Annotated in this window: 12 protein-coding genes, 1 pseudogene and 1 riboswitch; of the genes and pseudogenes, 8 read left to right on the top strand and 5 right to left on the bottom strand. The window is 57.5% G+C overall.

Annotated features, from left to right (window positions below; genetic code table 11):
• Positions 1 to 188: 188 nt before the first annotated feature.
• From gap to U5J94_RS05720, 3 genes and pseudogenes are all read right to left on the bottom strand, one after another.
• Entirely contained in the window at positions 189 to 1,190 is a 1,002-nt protein-coding gene (gene gap / locus U5J94_RS05730) for a type I glyceraldehyde-3-phosphate dehydrogenase (protein ID WP_322564683.1), read from the bottom strand.
• 42 nt (positions 1,191 to 1,232) lie between these two features.
• Positions 1,233 to 3,221, bottom strand: coding sequence for a transketolase (gene tkt, locus U5J94_RS05725; RefSeq protein ID WP_322564682.1), 1,989 nt, complete (start codon positions 3,219 to 3,221; stop codon positions 1,233 to 1,235).
• A gap of 367 nt (positions 3,222 to 3,588) precedes the next feature.
• A pseudogene (locus U5J94_RS05720) lies at positions 3,589 to 4,151 on the bottom strand (thioredoxin family protein).
• Between the two features lie 146 nt (positions 4,152 to 4,297).
• On the opposite strand from U5J94_RS05720, the gene U5J94_RS05710 reads away from it, so the two are divergent.
• A complete protein-coding gene (locus U5J94_RS05710; protein ID WP_322564679.1) occupies positions 4,298 to 5,110 on the top strand; it encodes a phosphate/phosphite/phosphonate ABC transporter substrate-binding protein in 813 nt (270 codons plus the stop codon).
• Between the two features lie 104 nt (positions 5,111 to 5,214).
• On the opposite strand, the gene U5J94_RS05705 is transcribed toward U5J94_RS05710, so the two are convergent.
• Together U5J94_RS05705 and U5J94_RS05700 are read right to left on the bottom strand one after the other, a co-directional pair.
• Entirely contained in the window at positions 5,215 to 6,054 is an 840-nt protein-coding gene (locus U5J94_RS05705) for an SAM-dependent methyltransferase (RefSeq protein ID WP_322564678.1), read from the bottom strand.
• Positions 6,051 to 6,866: a class I SAM-dependent methyltransferase gene (locus U5J94_RS05700; RefSeq protein WP_322564677.1), complete on the bottom strand. Its 816-nt coding sequence runs from the start codon at positions 6,864 to 6,866 to the stop codon at positions 6,051 to 6,053. Before U5J94_RS05700 ends, U5J94_RS05705 begins: the two co-directional genes overlap by 4 nt.
• 702 nt (positions 6,867 to 7,568) lie before the next feature.
• On the opposite strand from U5J94_RS05700, the gene metK reads away from it, so the two are divergent.
• The 7 genes from metK (at position 7,569) to U5J94_RS05665 (ending at position 15,412) form a co-directional block, all read left to right on the top strand.
• Positions 7,569 to 8,729 (top strand): methionine adenosyltransferase, encoded by a 1,161-nt coding sequence (gene metK / locus U5J94_RS05695; protein WP_322564676.1) that lies wholly within the window; start codon positions 7,569 to 7,571, stop codon positions 8,727 to 8,729.
• 67 nt (positions 8,730 to 8,796) lie between these two features.
• Positions 8,797 to 8,929, top strand: a riboswitch (S-adenosyl-L-homocysteine riboswitch).
• Positions 8,930 to 8,948: 19 nt separating this feature from the next.
• Positions 8,949 to 10,367, top strand: coding sequence for an adenosylhomocysteinase (ahcY, locus tag U5J94_RS05690; protein ID WP_322564675.1), 1,419 nt, complete (start codon positions 8,949 to 8,951; stop codon positions 10,365 to 10,367).
• 88 nt (positions 10,368 to 10,455) lie between these two features.
• Positions 10,456 to 11,310, top strand: coding sequence for a methylenetetrahydrofolate reductase [NAD(P)H] (gene metF / locus U5J94_RS05685; protein WP_322564674.1), 855 nt, complete (start codon positions 10,456 to 10,458; stop codon positions 11,308 to 11,310).
• Positions 11,311 to 11,426: 116 nt separating this feature from the next.
• Complete coding sequence (locus U5J94_RS05680) at positions 11,427 to 11,873, top strand: ATP-dependent zinc protease (RefSeq protein ID WP_322564673.1); 447 nt, start codon at positions 11,427 to 11,429, stop codon at positions 11,871 to 11,873.
• A 48-nt stretch (positions 11,874 to 11,921) separates the two neighbouring features.
• Positions 11,922 to 12,827, top strand: coding sequence for a 30S ribosomal protein S6--L-glutamate ligase (rimK, locus tag U5J94_RS05675; RefSeq protein WP_322564672.1), 906 nt, complete (start codon positions 11,922 to 11,924; stop codon positions 12,825 to 12,827).
• A 4-nt stretch (positions 12,828 to 12,831) separates the two neighbouring features.
• On the top strand, positions 12,832 to 13,890 hold the full coding sequence (locus tag U5J94_RS05670; protein WP_322564671.1) for a succinylglutamate desuccinylase/aspartoacylase family protein: 1,059 nt from the start codon (positions 12,832 to 12,834) through the stop codon (positions 13,888 to 13,890).
• Between the two features lie 172 nt (positions 13,891 to 14,062).
• On the top strand, positions 14,063 to 15,412 hold the full coding sequence (locus U5J94_RS05665; protein WP_322564670.1) for an adenosylmethionine--8-amino-7-oxononanoate transaminase: 1,350 nt from the start codon (positions 14,063 to 14,065) through the stop codon (positions 15,410 to 15,412).
• Positions 15,413 to 15,420: the final 8 nt, after the last annotated feature.

Genomic DNA, 15,420 nt, shown 5'->3' with positions numbered 1-15,420 from the left:
GTTTGTTACTCCGTGTAAATTTTCAAAAACTATTAGCTAAACGGTCGGCGCTTGGCGAATAGCTCTTTGCGTAAACATTCGTAATTAAAACGCGGAGAGCGCAGAGACGCGGAGGCGCAGAGAAACAAATTAGTCTCTGCGACTCTGCGCCTCCGCGTGCTCTGCGTTAATCAACTAACCCCAGCTGATTATTTAGCTGCATGTTCGAGGAAACGCAGCATGTTGCAGGTGTAGCCGTACTCGTTGTCGTACCAGGCGACGACCTTGACGAAGGTATCATCCAGCGCGATACCGGCTTCGGCATCGAAGATGGAGGAATGACCGATACCGCGGAAGTCGGTGGAAACCACTTTTTCGTCGGTGTAGGCCAGGGTCTTGCTGATGTCACCGGATTCGGAAGCGGCCTTCATCGCCTTGCAGATGTCATCGTACCTGGCGCCTTTTTCCAGCTCGACGGTCAGGTCAACCACGGACACGTCGGAGGTCGGCACCCGGAAGGCCATCCCGGTCAGCTTGCCGTTGAGTTCCGGCATGACCACGCCCACGGCTTTGGCCGCGCCGGTCGCGGAGGGGATGATGTTCTCCAGGATACCACGACCGCCACGCCAGTCTTTCATGGACGGACCGTCAACGGTTTTCTGGGTGGCGGTGGCGGCATGCACGGTGGTCATCAGGCCGCGCTTGATGCCCCAGTTGTCATGCAGCACCTTGGCCACCGGCGCCAGGGCGTTGGTGGTGCAGGAGGCGGCAGAAGTAATCGCCTGACCGGCATAGTCTTCATGGTTGACACCGTAAACGAACATCGGTGCACCGTCCTTGGAAGGCGCGGACATCACCACCTTCTTGGCGCCGGCGTCGATGTGCTTCTGGCAGGCTTCCTCGGTCAGGAACAGACCGGTGGATTCGACCACGATATCGGCACCGACGTCACCCCATTTCAGGGCGGCCGGATCCTTTTCGGCGGTCAGGCGGATCTTCTTGCCGTCGACGATCAGGTTATTGCCATCGACCTTGACATCACCCTGGAAACGACCGTGTACCGAGTCGTAACGCAGCATGTAGGACAGGTAGTCCGGATCCAGCAGATCGTTAATGCCGACAACTTCGATGTTGTCGAACTCTTTGGCGACGGCGCGAAACACCATACGTCCGATACGGCCGAAACCGTTAATCCCGATTTTAATTGCCATGTTACTTTCTCCCCTTACTCTAAGGTTTATAAATCAAAATTGTTACAGGACGTCTTCAACGGCCTTGGCCACGTTGTCGACAGTGAAACCGAAGTATTCAAACAGCTTGCCGGCCGGTGCCGATTCGCCGAAGCGGTTCAGACCCACGACCTTGCCATTGAGACCCACGTACTTGTACCAGACGTCGGTCACCCCGGCTTCGACCGCCACACGGGCCGTCACGGCGGACGGAATCACGGACTCGCGATACGCTTCGTCCTGGGCTTCGAACACGTTGACCGACGGCATGGAGACCACGCGGATCTTCTTGCCGGACAGCTTCTCCGCCGCTCCCATGGCCAGCGCGACTTCGGAGCCGGTGGCGATGATGATGGCGTCCGGGGTACCGTCGCAGTCCTTGAGCACGTAACCGCCGCGGGCGATGTTGGCCACCTGTTCGTCGGAACGTTCCTGATGCGGCAGACCCTGACGGCTGAAGATCAGCGAGGTCGGGCCATCGTTGCGTTCGACCGCGGCCTTCCAGGCAATGGCGGTTTCCACGCTGTCACAGGGACGCCACAGGGACATGTTGGGAATCAGCCGCAGGGTTGCGGTCTGTTCGACAGCCTGATGGGTCGGGCCGTCTTCGCCCAGGCCGATGGAGTCATGGGTATAGACAAAGATGCTCGGGATCTTCATCAGCGCGGCCATGCGCAGGGCATTACGCGCATATTCGGAGAACATCAGGAAGGTACCACCGAACGGCTTGAACCCGCCGTGCAGAGTGATCCCGTTAATGATGGCGGACATCCCGAACTCACGAACCCCGTAAGACAGATAATTGCCGTCAGCCACGGTGTTGGTGAGGATTTTCGCGTCCGGCCAGTTGGTCAGGTTGGACGGCGTCAGGTCGGCCGAGCCGCCGAGAAATTCCGGCAGGGCCTTGGCAAAAGCGGTGATCGCACCCTGGGAGGCCTTGCGGGTCGCCGGCGAGTCGGCTTTTTCGATGCATTCCTTGATGAAGCTGTTGGCGACCTCTTCCCAGTTACCGGGCAGCTCACCCTTCATGCGGCGCTCGAATTCGGCGGCCAGTTCCGGGTAATCCTTCTTGTAAGCATCGAACTTCTTGTTCCATTCCGCTTCGGCCTGCTGACCCTTCTCTTTCGCATCCCAGCCGCCGTAGATTTCATCGGGAATCACAAACGGTTCGTGCGGCCAGCCGATGTTCTCGCGGGTCGCCTTGACTTCGTCGTCGCCCAGCGGCGCACCGTGGCAATCGTGGCTGCCGCACAGGTTGGGGGCGCCGAAACCGATGGTGGTCTTGGTGCAGACCAGGGTCGGCTTGTCGTTGACCGACCTGGCCTCGTGTACGGCCTTGTTAACAGCGTCGGCATTATGACCGTCGACATCGCGGATCACGTGCCAGCCATAGGCTTCGAAACGCTTGGGCGTGTCGTCGGTAAACCAGTTATCAACGTGACCGTCGATGGAGATACCGTTGTCATCCCAGAAGGCGATCAGCTTGCCCAGACCCAGGGTACCGGCCAGTGCGCAGGATTCGTGGGAGATACCTTCCATCATGCAGCCGTCACCCAGGAACGCGTAAGTGTAATGATCGACAATGTGGTGACCGTCGCGGTTGAACTGCCCGGCCAGGGTCCGTTCGGCCAGCGCCATGCCCACGGCATTGGAGATGCCCTGACCCAGCGGCCCGGTGGTGGTTTCCACGCCGGCGGTATAGCCGTATTCGGGATGGCCCGGGGTCTTGGAGTGCAGCTGACGGAAGTTTTTCAGCTCTTCCATCGGCAGGTCATAGCCGGTCAGGTGCAGCAGGGAATAGATCAACATGGAACCGTGACCGTTGGACAGCACGAAGCGGTCGCGATCGAACCAGTTCGGATTGCCCGGGTTGTGCTTCAGAAAGTCGTTCCACAGGACTTCCGCGATATCGGCCATGCCCATGGGCGCGCCCGGGTGGCCGGAATTTGCCTTTTGCACCGCGTCCATACTCAGAGCGCGGATTGCATTGGCGAGATCTTTGCGAGATGCCATAAAGTTCCCCTCGGTTCATTAAATTGCAAAAATGCTGTTATCGATACTGCCAGGGGCGAAGCGTTTTCCGATGTTCATGTTTCATCAGAAATGAGCACTCCACCCGCGCCGTCGCTCGGCGCGTCTGAATTCGGTTACTAGCTTCCGTCGGGATTGCCGTAATGATGGAAGTCGAGCATTGTTGTTGTCAGGCGCTGTGTTGCCTGATGAAAATGCCGGTTCGGCTTCCTCCCCGGTTTAACGAGGCCGGGATTTTCCCATTTTTTACCTGTGGCGGGCAAGCGCCGGGTGCGCCAGTGCTCCCGGCGCCTGCCTGGCTTATGGGGCAAACAGTGAATTTTATTGGTAAAAGGGCGGGGTTCCTGGCTCAGTCGCCCTCTTTCCACTTGATGGAACAGCCCATGCCGGGGATCTGCTCGGCCGGCCCCCGGCCGGTTTCGGCCACCTGCACCATCGCCTCGAACAGATCCCGGCGCGCGTCCGCCGGGGCGGTCTCCTTGCGACTGGCATCGAACCGGCCCCGGTACTGCAGCTTGAGATCGGCATTGTAACCGAAAAAATCCGGGGTGCAGACCGCGCCATAGGCCCTGGCGACCGCCTGGCTCTCGTCCAGTAAATAAGGAAAGGGGAAGTCGTACTCGGCGGCCACCTTCTGCATGTTCTCGAAGGAATCCTCTTCGTATTCGGTCGGGTCGTTGGCCATGATCGCCACGGTGTTGATGCCGTGCTTGTCGCGCAACTCGCGGGTATCGCGCACCAGTCGCTCGCGAATCGCCTTCACGTACGGGCAATGGTTGCAGATAAACATCACCAGCAGGCCGTTTTCCCCCGACACTGTTCCAGCGTCCAGGTCTCGCCATCGATCCCCGGCAGGGCAAAATCCACCGCCGGCGCATCAAAATCACAGACCGGTGTTTCAAGACTGACCATCATTTTCCTCCCTATTTTTTCTAAACTTTTGTCACGAACAGGCCGTTAACCCGTGATAGGACAGGGTAACTACTTGTGGCTCTACGGATTAATCCGTATACGAGCTGCGTCCACTGATTGTCACCCGGCGTCATGCAGGAGGTTTTATGCACCCCGTCATCGTTATCCCGCGGCGCATCGCTGTCACTATTGTGTTGGTCCTGTACCTGCTCGCGCCGATCAGCCAGGCCGACAGCTATACCCTGGCCATTACGCCCACGATGCCCAAGGAACAGACCGAGGAATATTACCGGCCGCTGGCCGAGTACCTGGGCACCCGCACCGGCCACGTGTTCCAAATCGAGGCCCACCATAATTATGTCGCTTACTGGGAGGCCATGCGCCGGGAGAATACCGCGGATCTGGTACTGGACGCCCCCCATTTTACCGGCTATCGGGTCGCCAAGGCCAACTACCAGGTGCTGGCCAAAATCCGCGATACCCTCAGTTTCAGTCTGGTCACAAATGAGGATCTGCTGCTGTTCGAGCCCGCCGAACTGATCGGCAAAAAAGTGGTGACTCCGGCCTCCCCCAGTCTGAGCGGCGTCGAGCTGGCGCGGATGTTCCCGCATCAGATGCGCCAGCCGACCATGGTCAGCACCCAGAATTTCAACCAGGCGCTGGAACGCCTCAAATCCGGCCGGGCCAGCGCGGCGCTGATCCCCACCCCGCTGGTCAGTGGGGATACGACCGTCAACACGGTGACCACCACCGAACCGGTCCCGCACCATGCGGTTTCCGCCTCGCCCGATCTACCATCCGAAGTACGCCAGCAAATCCGGCAGGCCCTGCTAACCGCCCATGAGAGCGAGGCCGGTCAGGCCATGCTGGAAAAAGTGAATATCAGCGGTTTCGAGCCGGCCGATAACGATCTCTACCGGCCCTACGCCGCCCTGCTCGAAGGCGTCTGGGGTTACTAGGCCCCTGGATGAATTGGATTCCCGGTACAGGGCGAGTGTAGGAGCGGCTTCGCCGCGATTCGTTCATCATCGCGCTGGAAGCGCTCCTACATCAACGCAGGTTATTACGCCTTGCGAAAGTGCAGGATGCCCCAGCGCAGATAGCCCTTGCTGCCGGCGTCGACCCAGTGGCCCAGGCCGGTGATCATGCGATCGATATAGGCATCGGAGACCTTGTCGGTGATGCTGTCACGATTCTGCTCCAGCTCGCGACGAACCCGGCCGTAGTGCTTGACCAGGTTTTCGGTCATCTCCTCCACTTCGATCTCTTCCAGACCGTTCTGTTTGGCCGCTTCGCGATAAAACTCGATGGACCCCAGTGAGGGCAGGTGAATCCGGTCGTAGACCGGCTGCAACACGCCCTCCGGACAGTCGTCGACCTGCATCGGATCGGTCATGATCAGCTCGCCACCGGGCTTGAGCACCCGCGCGGCTTCGGCGACCACTTTGGCCCGCTCGCTGCTGTGCAGGATGGAATCCTGTGACCAGACCACGTCGAAGCTGGCATCGTCGGCAGCAACCGATTCAAAGCTGCCGTCCCACACCTCGATCAGGTGGTCCAGACCCTGTTCCTGGTTCATCTTGCGATCGCGCTCGTTTTCCCGCTCGCTCAGATTCAGGGCGACCACCTGGCAACCATAGGTCCTGGCCAGGTAGCGGGCCACGCCGCCGTAGCCGGCCCCCATGTCGAGCACCTTTTTGTCGGCGTCGAGCGTGAGTTGGATCTTGGAAGCCATGTACTCGACGGTGCGCCGGCTGGCATCACGAATCGGCTCATCCTCGGACTGATACAGGCCGATGTGAATGTCCTCGCCACCCCAGACGTGGAAATAGAAATTATCGGCATCCTCGCTGTTGTAATAATCGCGGGCCGTTTCTACGACATCGGAATAGCTCTTGCTCATTCGTTCTCCCCTTCGATATAGCGTTTTTCGGCTACGTGAATGAAGAAGTCCGGCTCGGCTTCACGGTAGGTTTCCTTGAAGTCACCGTAGGTGGTCACTTTCTGGAAGCCAACGTCACGCATCAACTTGCGCACATACTCCTTGCGCAGCGGGAACATATTCAGATGGAAAGTGGAATTGTCCGGGAACTCGTAGCGGAAACGGGCCAGAGACTCGTCGATATGCTCCGGACTCGCCTTCACATTATCACCACAATAGTAGTAGTTATGCGTCGGCTGTACCTGATGATCCAGCAGCGCGTCATAGTTACGCTGGTCCAGAATCAGAATACCGTCATGGCGCAAGGTGGCGTAAAACTCGGCCAGGGTCTTGCGCCGATCGTTGTCGCTATGCAGGTGGGTGAAGGAGTTACCCAGGCAAATGACAGCGTCGTACAGGTCATGTACTGACTTGTTCAGATAGCGCCAGTCGGCATGCACGGTACGCAGGATGTGTCCGCGTTTGCGGCCGTTTTCAAACGCCTTGGCCAGCATTTCGGGGCTGCCGTCACCGCTGGTGACTTCAAAGCCGCTCTCCAGCAGGCGCACGGAATGAAAGCCGGTCCCGGCTGCCACGTCCAGCACCTTCTTGGCACCGTGTTCCTGCAGCAGGCGAATAAAAAAGTCGCCCTCGCTGTTGGCGCGGCCGTCCCAGTCGATCAGCTCGTCCCACTTGTCTACGAAGCCGGAGACATATTCGTCTTTGTAGTGATCCGTATCACGGACATCTAAAGGATTCTTACCAAAATCTTGCGTTTTCTTTTCTTGGGTCACGTCGTTTTCCTTATCTTGTTCAACAGATGAAGAGAAAACGGGCCCCTCATGAGCCGTACAGCTATAGCACGTATCCTGTGAACAACCCGGTTGCCACCGTTCAGGCAACGGCAATTTATTACATCCAGTTGTTTCAGGACTTGCGCCCTGGGCAGGGATACGAGCCAGGCTCGTCAGATTGAGCGTGTTTGCGGTGTTCGCAAAACAACGTTTGAATGTTCACCGACAGAAACTTGTTAAAAGTCTTCACTGACGGGATGAGGACCCGTGTTTGCGTATCCCTCTATCTTACCGTGTTGAGCAAAAAACGCCAGTGTTTTCCCTGATTTATTGCCGAATGACTTTCATAAACAGCAAAAACTACCTGATTTTCCGGGAAATTCGCCTATTTTCGGCGGTTGATCAAACGTTTTTTATACATAGATATTATAAACAACTATTTATATGAGTATTAAACAACATTAATACTATTGCTATATAGGGATACTCCCCTTTAATCCGAGGCCGTTTTCTGGCATTATATTAATGATTACTAATCAGGGTTGAATAATACTCCAGACTAACCCGCCCTAGCTTTCGATTATTCACGAAAGCGTCTGCGAATTTAAGCTGTAACTTTAGCGATACCATGCCGCATACGGCGACATTGCGCCACGATATGTATCGGCGAACAAAACTTATAGAAAGAAAGAGAGGACTTTAATGGCTGAGAAATATATCTTTACATCTGAATCCGTATCCGAGGGTCATCCGGACAAGGTCGCTGACCAGATTTCCGATTCCATTCTCGACGCGCTGCTGGAGCAGGATCCCAAATCCCGTGTCGCCTGTGAAACCATGATCAATACCGGCATGGTTATCCTGGCAGGGGAAATCACCAGCACCGCGCAAATCGATATGCCGACTATCGTGCGCGAACGCCTCAAGGAAATCGGTTACAACAGCTCTGACATGGGCTTTGACTGGGAAACCTGCGCCGTCATGGTCGCGCTGGACAAGCAGTCTCCGGATATCGCCATGGGCGTGGATGAAGGCGACGACAAGGAACAGGGCGCCGGCGACCAGGGCCTGATGTTCGGTTATGCCGCCGATGAAACCGACGTTTTGATGCCCGCGCCGATCACCTATGCGCATCGTCTGGTGCGTCGTCAGGCCGAAGTCCGTAAAAACGGCACCCTGCCGTGGTTGCGCCCGGATGCCAAGAGCCAGGTCAGCTTCCGTTATGACAAGGGCGAGCCGGTGGGTGTCGACGCCGTCGTACTGTCCACCCAGCACAATCCGGAAATCGATCTGAAGACCCTGCAGGATGCCGTGATGGACGAAATCATCAAGCCGGTACTGCCTGAAGGCTGGATCACCAAGGACACCAAGTTCCATATCAACCCGACCGGCCGTTTTGTTATCGGTGGTCCGGTAGGTGACTGTGGTCTGACCGGCCGCAAGATCATCGTGGATACCTACGGTGGTATGGGTCGTCACGGTGGCGGCGCTTTCTCCGGCAAGGATCCGTCCAAGGTAGACCGTTCCGCCGCCTACGCCAGTCGTTACGTGGCCAAGAACATTGTTGCCGCCGGCCTGGCCAAGCGCTGTGAAATCCAGGTTTCCTATGCCATCGGCGTGGCCGAACCGACCTCTATCTCGGTTGACACCTTCGGTACCGGCAAGGTCTCCGAGGAGCGCATCGAGGAACTGGTACGCGAACACTTCGATCTGCGTGCCGGTGGCCTGGTGAAGATGCTGGACCTGCTACGCCCGATGTACGCCCCCACGGCAGCCCATGGTCACTTCGGTCGCGAAGACCTGGATTTGCCCTGGGAGAAGACCGACAAGGCCGAAGAGCTGAAAAAAGCAGCCGGTATTTGATAAAATGCGGTTTTCGGGGGAGGTTCGACCTCCCCCTACTATAATGTAACCATCAAGAATTCACTGGGGAGCTGAGGAGCGCTGCAGCCACGCTACTCAATCCGTTTTGTCACACGTCAGACGTGCTGGATGAGACAGGATTGAGTAGCGGGGTCAGGCTCAGACCACCCAGTCTAAATAAACAACGGCGCTCACCGTAAATATATACGGAGCTACAACATGAACGCTGTTCCTAAAGACTTTACAGATTACAAAGTCGCGGACATCAGCCTTGCCGATTACGGTCGCAAGGAAATGGATATCGCCGAAACCGAAATGCCCGGCCTGATGGCCCTGCGCGAAAAATACGGCAAAGACAAGCCGCTCAAGGGTGCCCGCATCACCGGCTCCCTGCACATGACCATCCAGACCGCCGTGCTGATCGAAACCCTGGTTGAACTGGGTGCCGAAGTACGCTGGGCGTCCTGTAATATCTTCTCTACCCAGGACCATGCCGCTGCCGCTATCGCCGCACAGGGCATTCCGGTTTACGCCTGGAAGGGTGAAACCCTGGAAGAATACTGGTGGTGCACCGAGCAGGTACTGACCTGGCCCAACGGCGAACTGCCGAACATGATCCTGGACGACGGTGGCGATGCCACGCTGCTGGTTCACAAGGGTGTGGAATTTGAAAAGGCCGGTGCTGTGCCGGATCCCGCCAAGGAAGAAAACGAAGAATTCCGTGCCGTACTGGGTGTACTGCAACGCAACTTCGAAAAGAACAAGGGTATGTGGACCAGGATGGCCGAGTCCGTCAAGGGTGTTACCGAGGAAACCACGACCGGTGTGCATCGCCTGTACCAGATGTTCAACAAGGGCGAACTGCTGTTCCCGGCCATGAACGTCAATGATTCTGTCACCAAATCCAAGTTCGATAACCTGTACGGCTGCCGTGAGTCGCTGGTGGATTCCATCAAGCGTGCCACCGACGTCATGATCGCCGGTAAAGTTGCCGTGGTCTGTGGTTACGGTGACGTCGGCAAGGGTTCCGCCCAGTCCCTGCGCGGTCTCGGTGCCAACGTCTGGATTACCGAAATCGATCCGATTTGCGCCCTGCAGGCCGCGATGGAAGGTTACCGTGTTGTCACGCTGGACGAAGCGGTAGGTCAGGCGGATATCTTTGTCACCACTACCGGTAACAAGGACATCATCACCCACGACCACATGGCGGCCATGAAAGACCAGGCTATCGTCTGCAACATCGGTCACTTCGACAACGAAATCCAGGTCGAAAGCCTGCGTAAGTACGAGTGGATCAACATCAAGCCGCAGGTCGATCAGATCATCTTCCCCGACGGCAAGCGCATTACCCTGCTGGCCGAAGGCCGTCTGGTGAACCTGGGTTGCGGTACCGGCCATCCGAGTTTCGTGATGTCCAACTCCTTCACCAACCAGGTCGTTGCCCAGATCGAAATGTTCACCAAGCCGGAAAACTATCCGCTCGGCGTGTATGTACTGCCGAAGAAACTGGACGAAGAAGTTGCCGCCCTGCACATTGGCAAGATTGGCGCCAAGCTGACCAAGTTGAGTCAGGAACAGGCCGACTACATCGGTGTCCCGGTTGAAGGTCCGTACAAGTCTGAACATTATCGTTACTAAACACTGAGGGACGAGTGACCGGGGACGGATGACGGAGTTAGAACATCAACTTCGTCTCCGTCCTTTTTTATCTCGTTAACTGGAGCTTATGGAATCACAAAAGAAACATACCCCCGTTTATAGCGTGGAGTTTTTCCCGCCCAAATCGGAAGAAGGGGCGGAGAAACTGCGCAAGGTCCGCAAAAACCTGAACAAAGGCATGCAGCCGCGGTATTACTCGGTGACTTTCGGTGCCGGCGGCAGTACCCAGCAGGGGACGTTTGACACCGTCGTTGAAATCCAGAAATCCGGTGATGACGCTGCACCGCATCTGTCCTGTATTGGTGCGACCAAGGACACGCTGCGCGATCTGCTCGACCGCTACAAGGAAAACGGCATCAAGCGTATCGTGGCCCTGCGCGGTGATATGCCCTCGGGCATGCGTGGCCCTGGCGAACTCCGTTATGCCAATGAACTGGTCGAGTTCATTCGCGTCGAGACCGGCGATTACTTCGAGCTTGAAGTAGCGGCCTATCCGGAGATCCATCCCCAGGCACCGTCTGCCTCGGACGATCTGAAAAACTTTAAACGCAAGGTGGAAGCCGGTGCCAACACCGCGATCACCCAGTACTTCTTTAACCCGGATGCGTATTTCCGGTTTATCGATGAGTGCGAGCAGATGAATATCGATCTTCCGATCATCCCCGGTATCATGCCAATCACCAACTACAAGCAATTATCGCGTTTCTCGGATATGTGTGGCGCCGATATCCCGCGCTGGATCCGCAAGCGTCTCGACGATTTCGGCGACGACAAGGAATCGATCAAACAGTTTAGCGAAGAAGTCATTACCGATCTCTGCCACACCCTGCTCGAGGCCGGTGCGCCCGGACTGCACTTCTATTGTATGAACCAGTCCGCTCCGACCCTGGCGATCTGGAAAAATCTTGGCATCCAGTCCTGAGCGACCCTGACTGGCTGCCGAGGAGCAGTCCTGTCAGCCTTTAGCCACACCTGCTTGACCCCCCTACAGCGGATCGGCATAGTGTGGCTTTCTTCTTTTCAGGGCCCTGATCGCCTATGTCCACAGACAAGCAGCAAATAATCGGCTGGCGCGAGTGGGTTCGCTTACCCAAACTGGGCATTGAGCATATCAAGGCCAAGATCGATACCGGGGCCCGCAGCTCGGCCCTGCATACCTTTGATCTGGAAGCGTATCAGGAACAGGGTGTCAACATGATCCGTTTCAAGATCCATCCTGTACAACATAACTCGAAACAGATCGTCGAGTGCCATTGCCCGATACTGGATCAGCGCACGGTTACCGACTCCGGCGGGCACAAGGAAGAACGCTTCGTGATCAGCACCGAAGCCTGCCTGGGCGACCTGTGCTGGGAGATCGAGATGACCCTGACCAATCGGGACAGCATGCGCTTTCGCATGTTGCTCGGGCGCACTGCCCTGGCCGGGCGGTTTGTGGTCGACCCGCAAGCCTCTTACCTGACCGGACATAGGCCCGCTCGCTAAGACAGGTTACACTATCCAACCGTACTACCTCGAATCCCCGGAGTCCGTATGAAAATTGCGATCTTGTCGCGGAACGCAAAACTCTATTCCAGCCGTCGTCTGGCTGAAGCCGCCAAGGCGCGCGGTCATGAAGTCAGTGTGGTCAATCCGCTCAAATGCTATATGGATATCACCAGCATGCGGCCCGGCATCTATTACCGGGGCGAACAGCTGGAAGGTTTTGATGCGGTGATCCCGCGCATCGGCGCCTCGATCACTTTTTACGGCACCGCCGTACTGCGCCAGCTTGAAATGATGGGCGTCTATCCCGTGAATGAGTCGGTCGCCATCGGCCGCTCGCGGGACAAACTGCGCTCCCTGCAACTGCTGGCGCGCAAGGGGATCGGACTCCCGGTGACCGGGTTTGCCCATGATGTCGACGACACCGGCGATCTTATTCAACTGGTTGGCGGCGCGCCACTGGTGGTCAAACTGCTGGAAGGCACCCAGGGCAAGGGCGTGGTACTGGCCGAGACCAAAAAGGCGGCGGAAAGCGTCATCGATGCCTTTCGTGAATTGAACGCCAACTTTCTGGTCCAGGAGTTCATCAAGGAGGCCGGCGGCTCGGACATCCGCGCCCTGGTCATCGGCGACAAGGTCGTGGCCGCGATGATGCGCACCGCCAAGGAAGGCGAGTTTCGTTCCAACCTGCACCGCGGCGGTTCGGCCAAGGTCATCAAGCTGACGCCGGAAGAGCGTTCCACGGCAGTGCGCGCCGCCAAGACTATGGGCCTGAATGTCGCCGGGGTGGACATCCTGCGCTCCAACCACGGACCGGTCATCATGGAGGTCAACTCCTCGCCGGGGCTGGAGGGGATCGAGCTGGCCACCAGCAAGGATGTGGCCGGCCAGATCATCGACTTCATAGACAAGTCCGCCAAACCCCACAAAACCAAGACGCGGGGCAAGGGTTGAGTCGATGGACGCCGAGTTCATCTCCGTCAATGGTAACCGAATCCCGCGTAACAGCCGGGTCACGCTCGATCTGCCGGTTGCCCGGCTCTATACCCACTCCCAGGTGGCCATGCCGGTCCAGGTCATTCGCGGCAAGAAACCCGGCCCGGTCCTGTTTGTCAGCGCCGCCCTGCACGGTGACGAACTCAACGGCGTGGAGATCATCCGCCGGCTGTTGCGGCTCCCGGCGCTGAAGCGCCTGCGCGGTACCCTGTTTGCCATCCCCATCGTCAATGTCTACGGCTTTATCCAGCAATCGCGCTACCTGCCCGACCGGCGCGATCTGAATCGCAGTTTTCCCGGCTCGGAGCGCGGCTCCCTGGCCGCGCGGGTGGCCTACCAGTTCATGCACGAGATCGTCGAGCAAAGCACCCATGGCATTGATCTGCACACCGGCGCCATCCACCGTACCAACCTGCCGCAGATCCGCGCCAACATCGATGATCCGCAGACCGCCGATCTGGCCCACGTCTTTGGCGTGCCGGTCATCCTCAATGCCGATCTGCGCGACAACTCCCTGCGCGAGGCCGCGGCGGAAAAGGGCATCCCCATGCTGCTCTATGAAGCCGGGGAGGCGCTGCGCTTTGACGAGGTAAGTATCCGCGCCGGGCTCAAGGGCATCACCAATGTCATGCGCCATTTGCAGATGCTGCCGCCCTCCCGCAGCCGGCGTCAGCGCGAGCACAAGCCCCTGTACGCCCGGGCCAGCAGCTGGGTACGGGCCCCGGCCGGGGGCATTTTGCGCACCATGGTGCCGCTGGGCGGCAGTGTGGAAAAGGACCAGTTGCTCGGGATCCTGGCCGATCCCTTTGGTGAGCATGAAATGGAAATCCACGCCCCCTGTGACGGCATCGTGATCGGCCGCACCAACCTGCCGCTGGCCAACGAGGGCGACGCCCTGTTCCATATCGCCCGCTATCGCAAACTGGAGACCGTCACTGCCCGGGTCGAGGAGTTCACCGAACAGCACCAGCCCGACACCGATCCCGGCAGCCCCCCCGATGCCGAGCCGCCCATTGTATAAGAACTTCAACGCAGAGACGGCTGGATGCGATGTTGAATGTTGAATGTTGAATGTTGAATGTTGAATGTTGAATTTTAAGTTAAACATTAAAAATTCAAAACTATTTTTTGCGTCTCTGCGTTTAAATATTTTAAAGTTACGATTTGCGAATAACCAGGATTGAGCACGTACTATGAATAATAGGGAATTAATGCAACGGGATCTGTCGGTGTTGTGGCATCCCTGCACGCAGATGAAAGATCACGAATGGCTGCCGGTGACGCCCATCAAACGCGGCGAGGGCGTCTGGCTGGAGGACTTCGATGGTAACCGTTATATCGATGCGATCAGCTCCTGGTGGGTCAACCTGTTCGGCCATTGCAACCCGCGGATCAACGATCGCATCAAGCAGCAACTGGACACTCTGGAACATGTCATCCTGGCCGGCTTCTCGCACGAGCCGGTAATTGAACTATCGGAGCGGCTGATCCAAATTACCCCGCCCGGTCTGGCGCACTGTTTCTATGCCGACAACGGCTCCTCGGCCATCGAAGTGGCGCTGAAGATGAGCTATCACTACTGGCGCAATATCGGCAAACCCGAGAAGACCAAGTTTATTACTCTGGGTAACAGCTATCACGGCGAAACCCTGGGCGCGCTGGCCGCGGGCGATGTCCCCCTGTACAAGGAGACCTACAAACCGCTGTTGATGGAAGTCATCACCGCGCCCTCACCGGACTGTTTTTACCGCGAACCGGGGGAAAGCTGCCGGGATTACAGCGCGCGCCAGTTTGAACACATGCGCGCCCTGCTTGAAGAACACGGCGATGAAGTCTGCGCAGTCTTCATCGAGCCCCTGGTGCAATGCGCGGGCACCATGCGCATGCATGATCCGGTCTATCTCAAACTGCTGCGCGAGGCCTGTGATGAATACGGCGTGCACCTGATCGCCGATGAAATTGCCGTGGGCTTTGGCCGCACCGGCACCCTGTTTGCCTGTGAACAGGCTGACATCACTCCCGATTTCATGTGTCTGTCCAAGGGGCTGACCGGCGGCTATCTTCCGGTCTCGGTGACCCTGACCCATGAACGAATCTATCAGGCCTTTTATGACGAGTACGACAAACTCATCGCCTTCCTGCACTCGCACAGCTACAACGGCAATCCGCTGGGTTGTGCCGCGGCACTGGCGACCCTGGATATCTTCGAGCAGGATGAGGTGATCGAACAGAACAAACAGCTCGCCCGAACCATGCAGCAGGCGACCGAGCACCTGAAGGATCATCCCCATGTGGGAGAGGTACGTCAGACCGGCATGATCCTGGCTGTGGAGATGGTCAAGGACAAGGCGGCGAACGAACCCTATCCCTGGCAGGAACGCCGCGGCCTGACCATCTATCAACACGCCCTGAAAAACGAGGCCCTGCTGCGCCCACTGGGTAACGTCTCCTACCTGATGCCGCCCTATGTCATTACCCCGGAACAAATCGAGCACCTGGCCCGAGTGATGACCGAAGGCATCGATCTGGCCACCCGCGACTGACATCCGAC

It is taken from the genome of Thiohalophilus sp. (assembly GCF_034522235.1).
GTDB lineage: Bacteria > Pseudomonadota > Gammaproteobacteria > UBA6429 > Thiohalophilaceae > Thiohalophilus.
Note: the sequence above shows the minus strand (reverse complement) of the source record. Positions and strands in the feature narration are given on the sequence as shown.

What these genes read in the sequence shown, in the direction of transcription:
- gap (WP_322564683.1), bottom strand. Translation starts at nt 1,190, where the DNA reads ATGGCAATTAAAATCGGGATTAACGGTTTCGGCCGTATCGGACGTATG.
- tkt (WP_322564682.1), bottom strand. Translation starts at nt 3,221, where the DNA reads ATGGCATCTCGCAAAGATCTCGCCAATGCAATCCGCGCTCTGAGTATG.
- U5J94_RS05710 (WP_322564679.1), top strand. Translation starts at nt 4,298, where the DNA reads ATGCACCCCGTCATCGTTATCCCGCGGCGCATCGCTGTCACTATTGTG.
- U5J94_RS05705 (WP_322564678.1), bottom strand. Translation starts at nt 6,054, where the DNA reads ATGAGCAAGAGCTATTCCGATGTCGTAGAAACGGCCCGCGATTATTAC.
- metK (WP_322564676.1), top strand. Translation starts at nt 7,569, where the DNA reads ATGGCTGAGAAATATATCTTTACATCTGAATCCGTATCCGAGGGTCAT.
- ahcY (WP_322564675.1), top strand. Translation starts at nt 8,949, where the DNA reads ATGAACGCTGTTCCTAAAGACTTTACAGATTACAAAGTCGCGGACATC.
- metF (WP_322564674.1), top strand. Translation starts at nt 10,456, where the DNA reads ATGGAATCACAAAAGAAACATACCCCCGTTTATAGCGTGGAGTTTTTC.
- U5J94_RS05680 (WP_322564673.1), top strand. Translation starts at nt 11,427, where the DNA reads ATGTCCACAGACAAGCAGCAAATAATCGGCTGGCGCGAGTGGGTTCGC.
- rimK (WP_322564672.1), top strand. Translation starts at nt 11,922, where the DNA reads ATGAAAATTGCGATCTTGTCGCGGAACGCAAAACTCTATTCCAGCCGT.
- U5J94_RS05670 (WP_322564671.1), top strand. Translation starts at nt 12,832, where the DNA reads ATGGACGCCGAGTTCATCTCCGTCAATGGTAACCGAATCCCGCGTAAC.
- U5J94_RS05665 (WP_322564670.1), top strand. Translation starts at nt 14,063, where the DNA reads ATGAATAATAGGGAATTAATGCAACGGGATCTGTCGGTGTTGTGGCAT.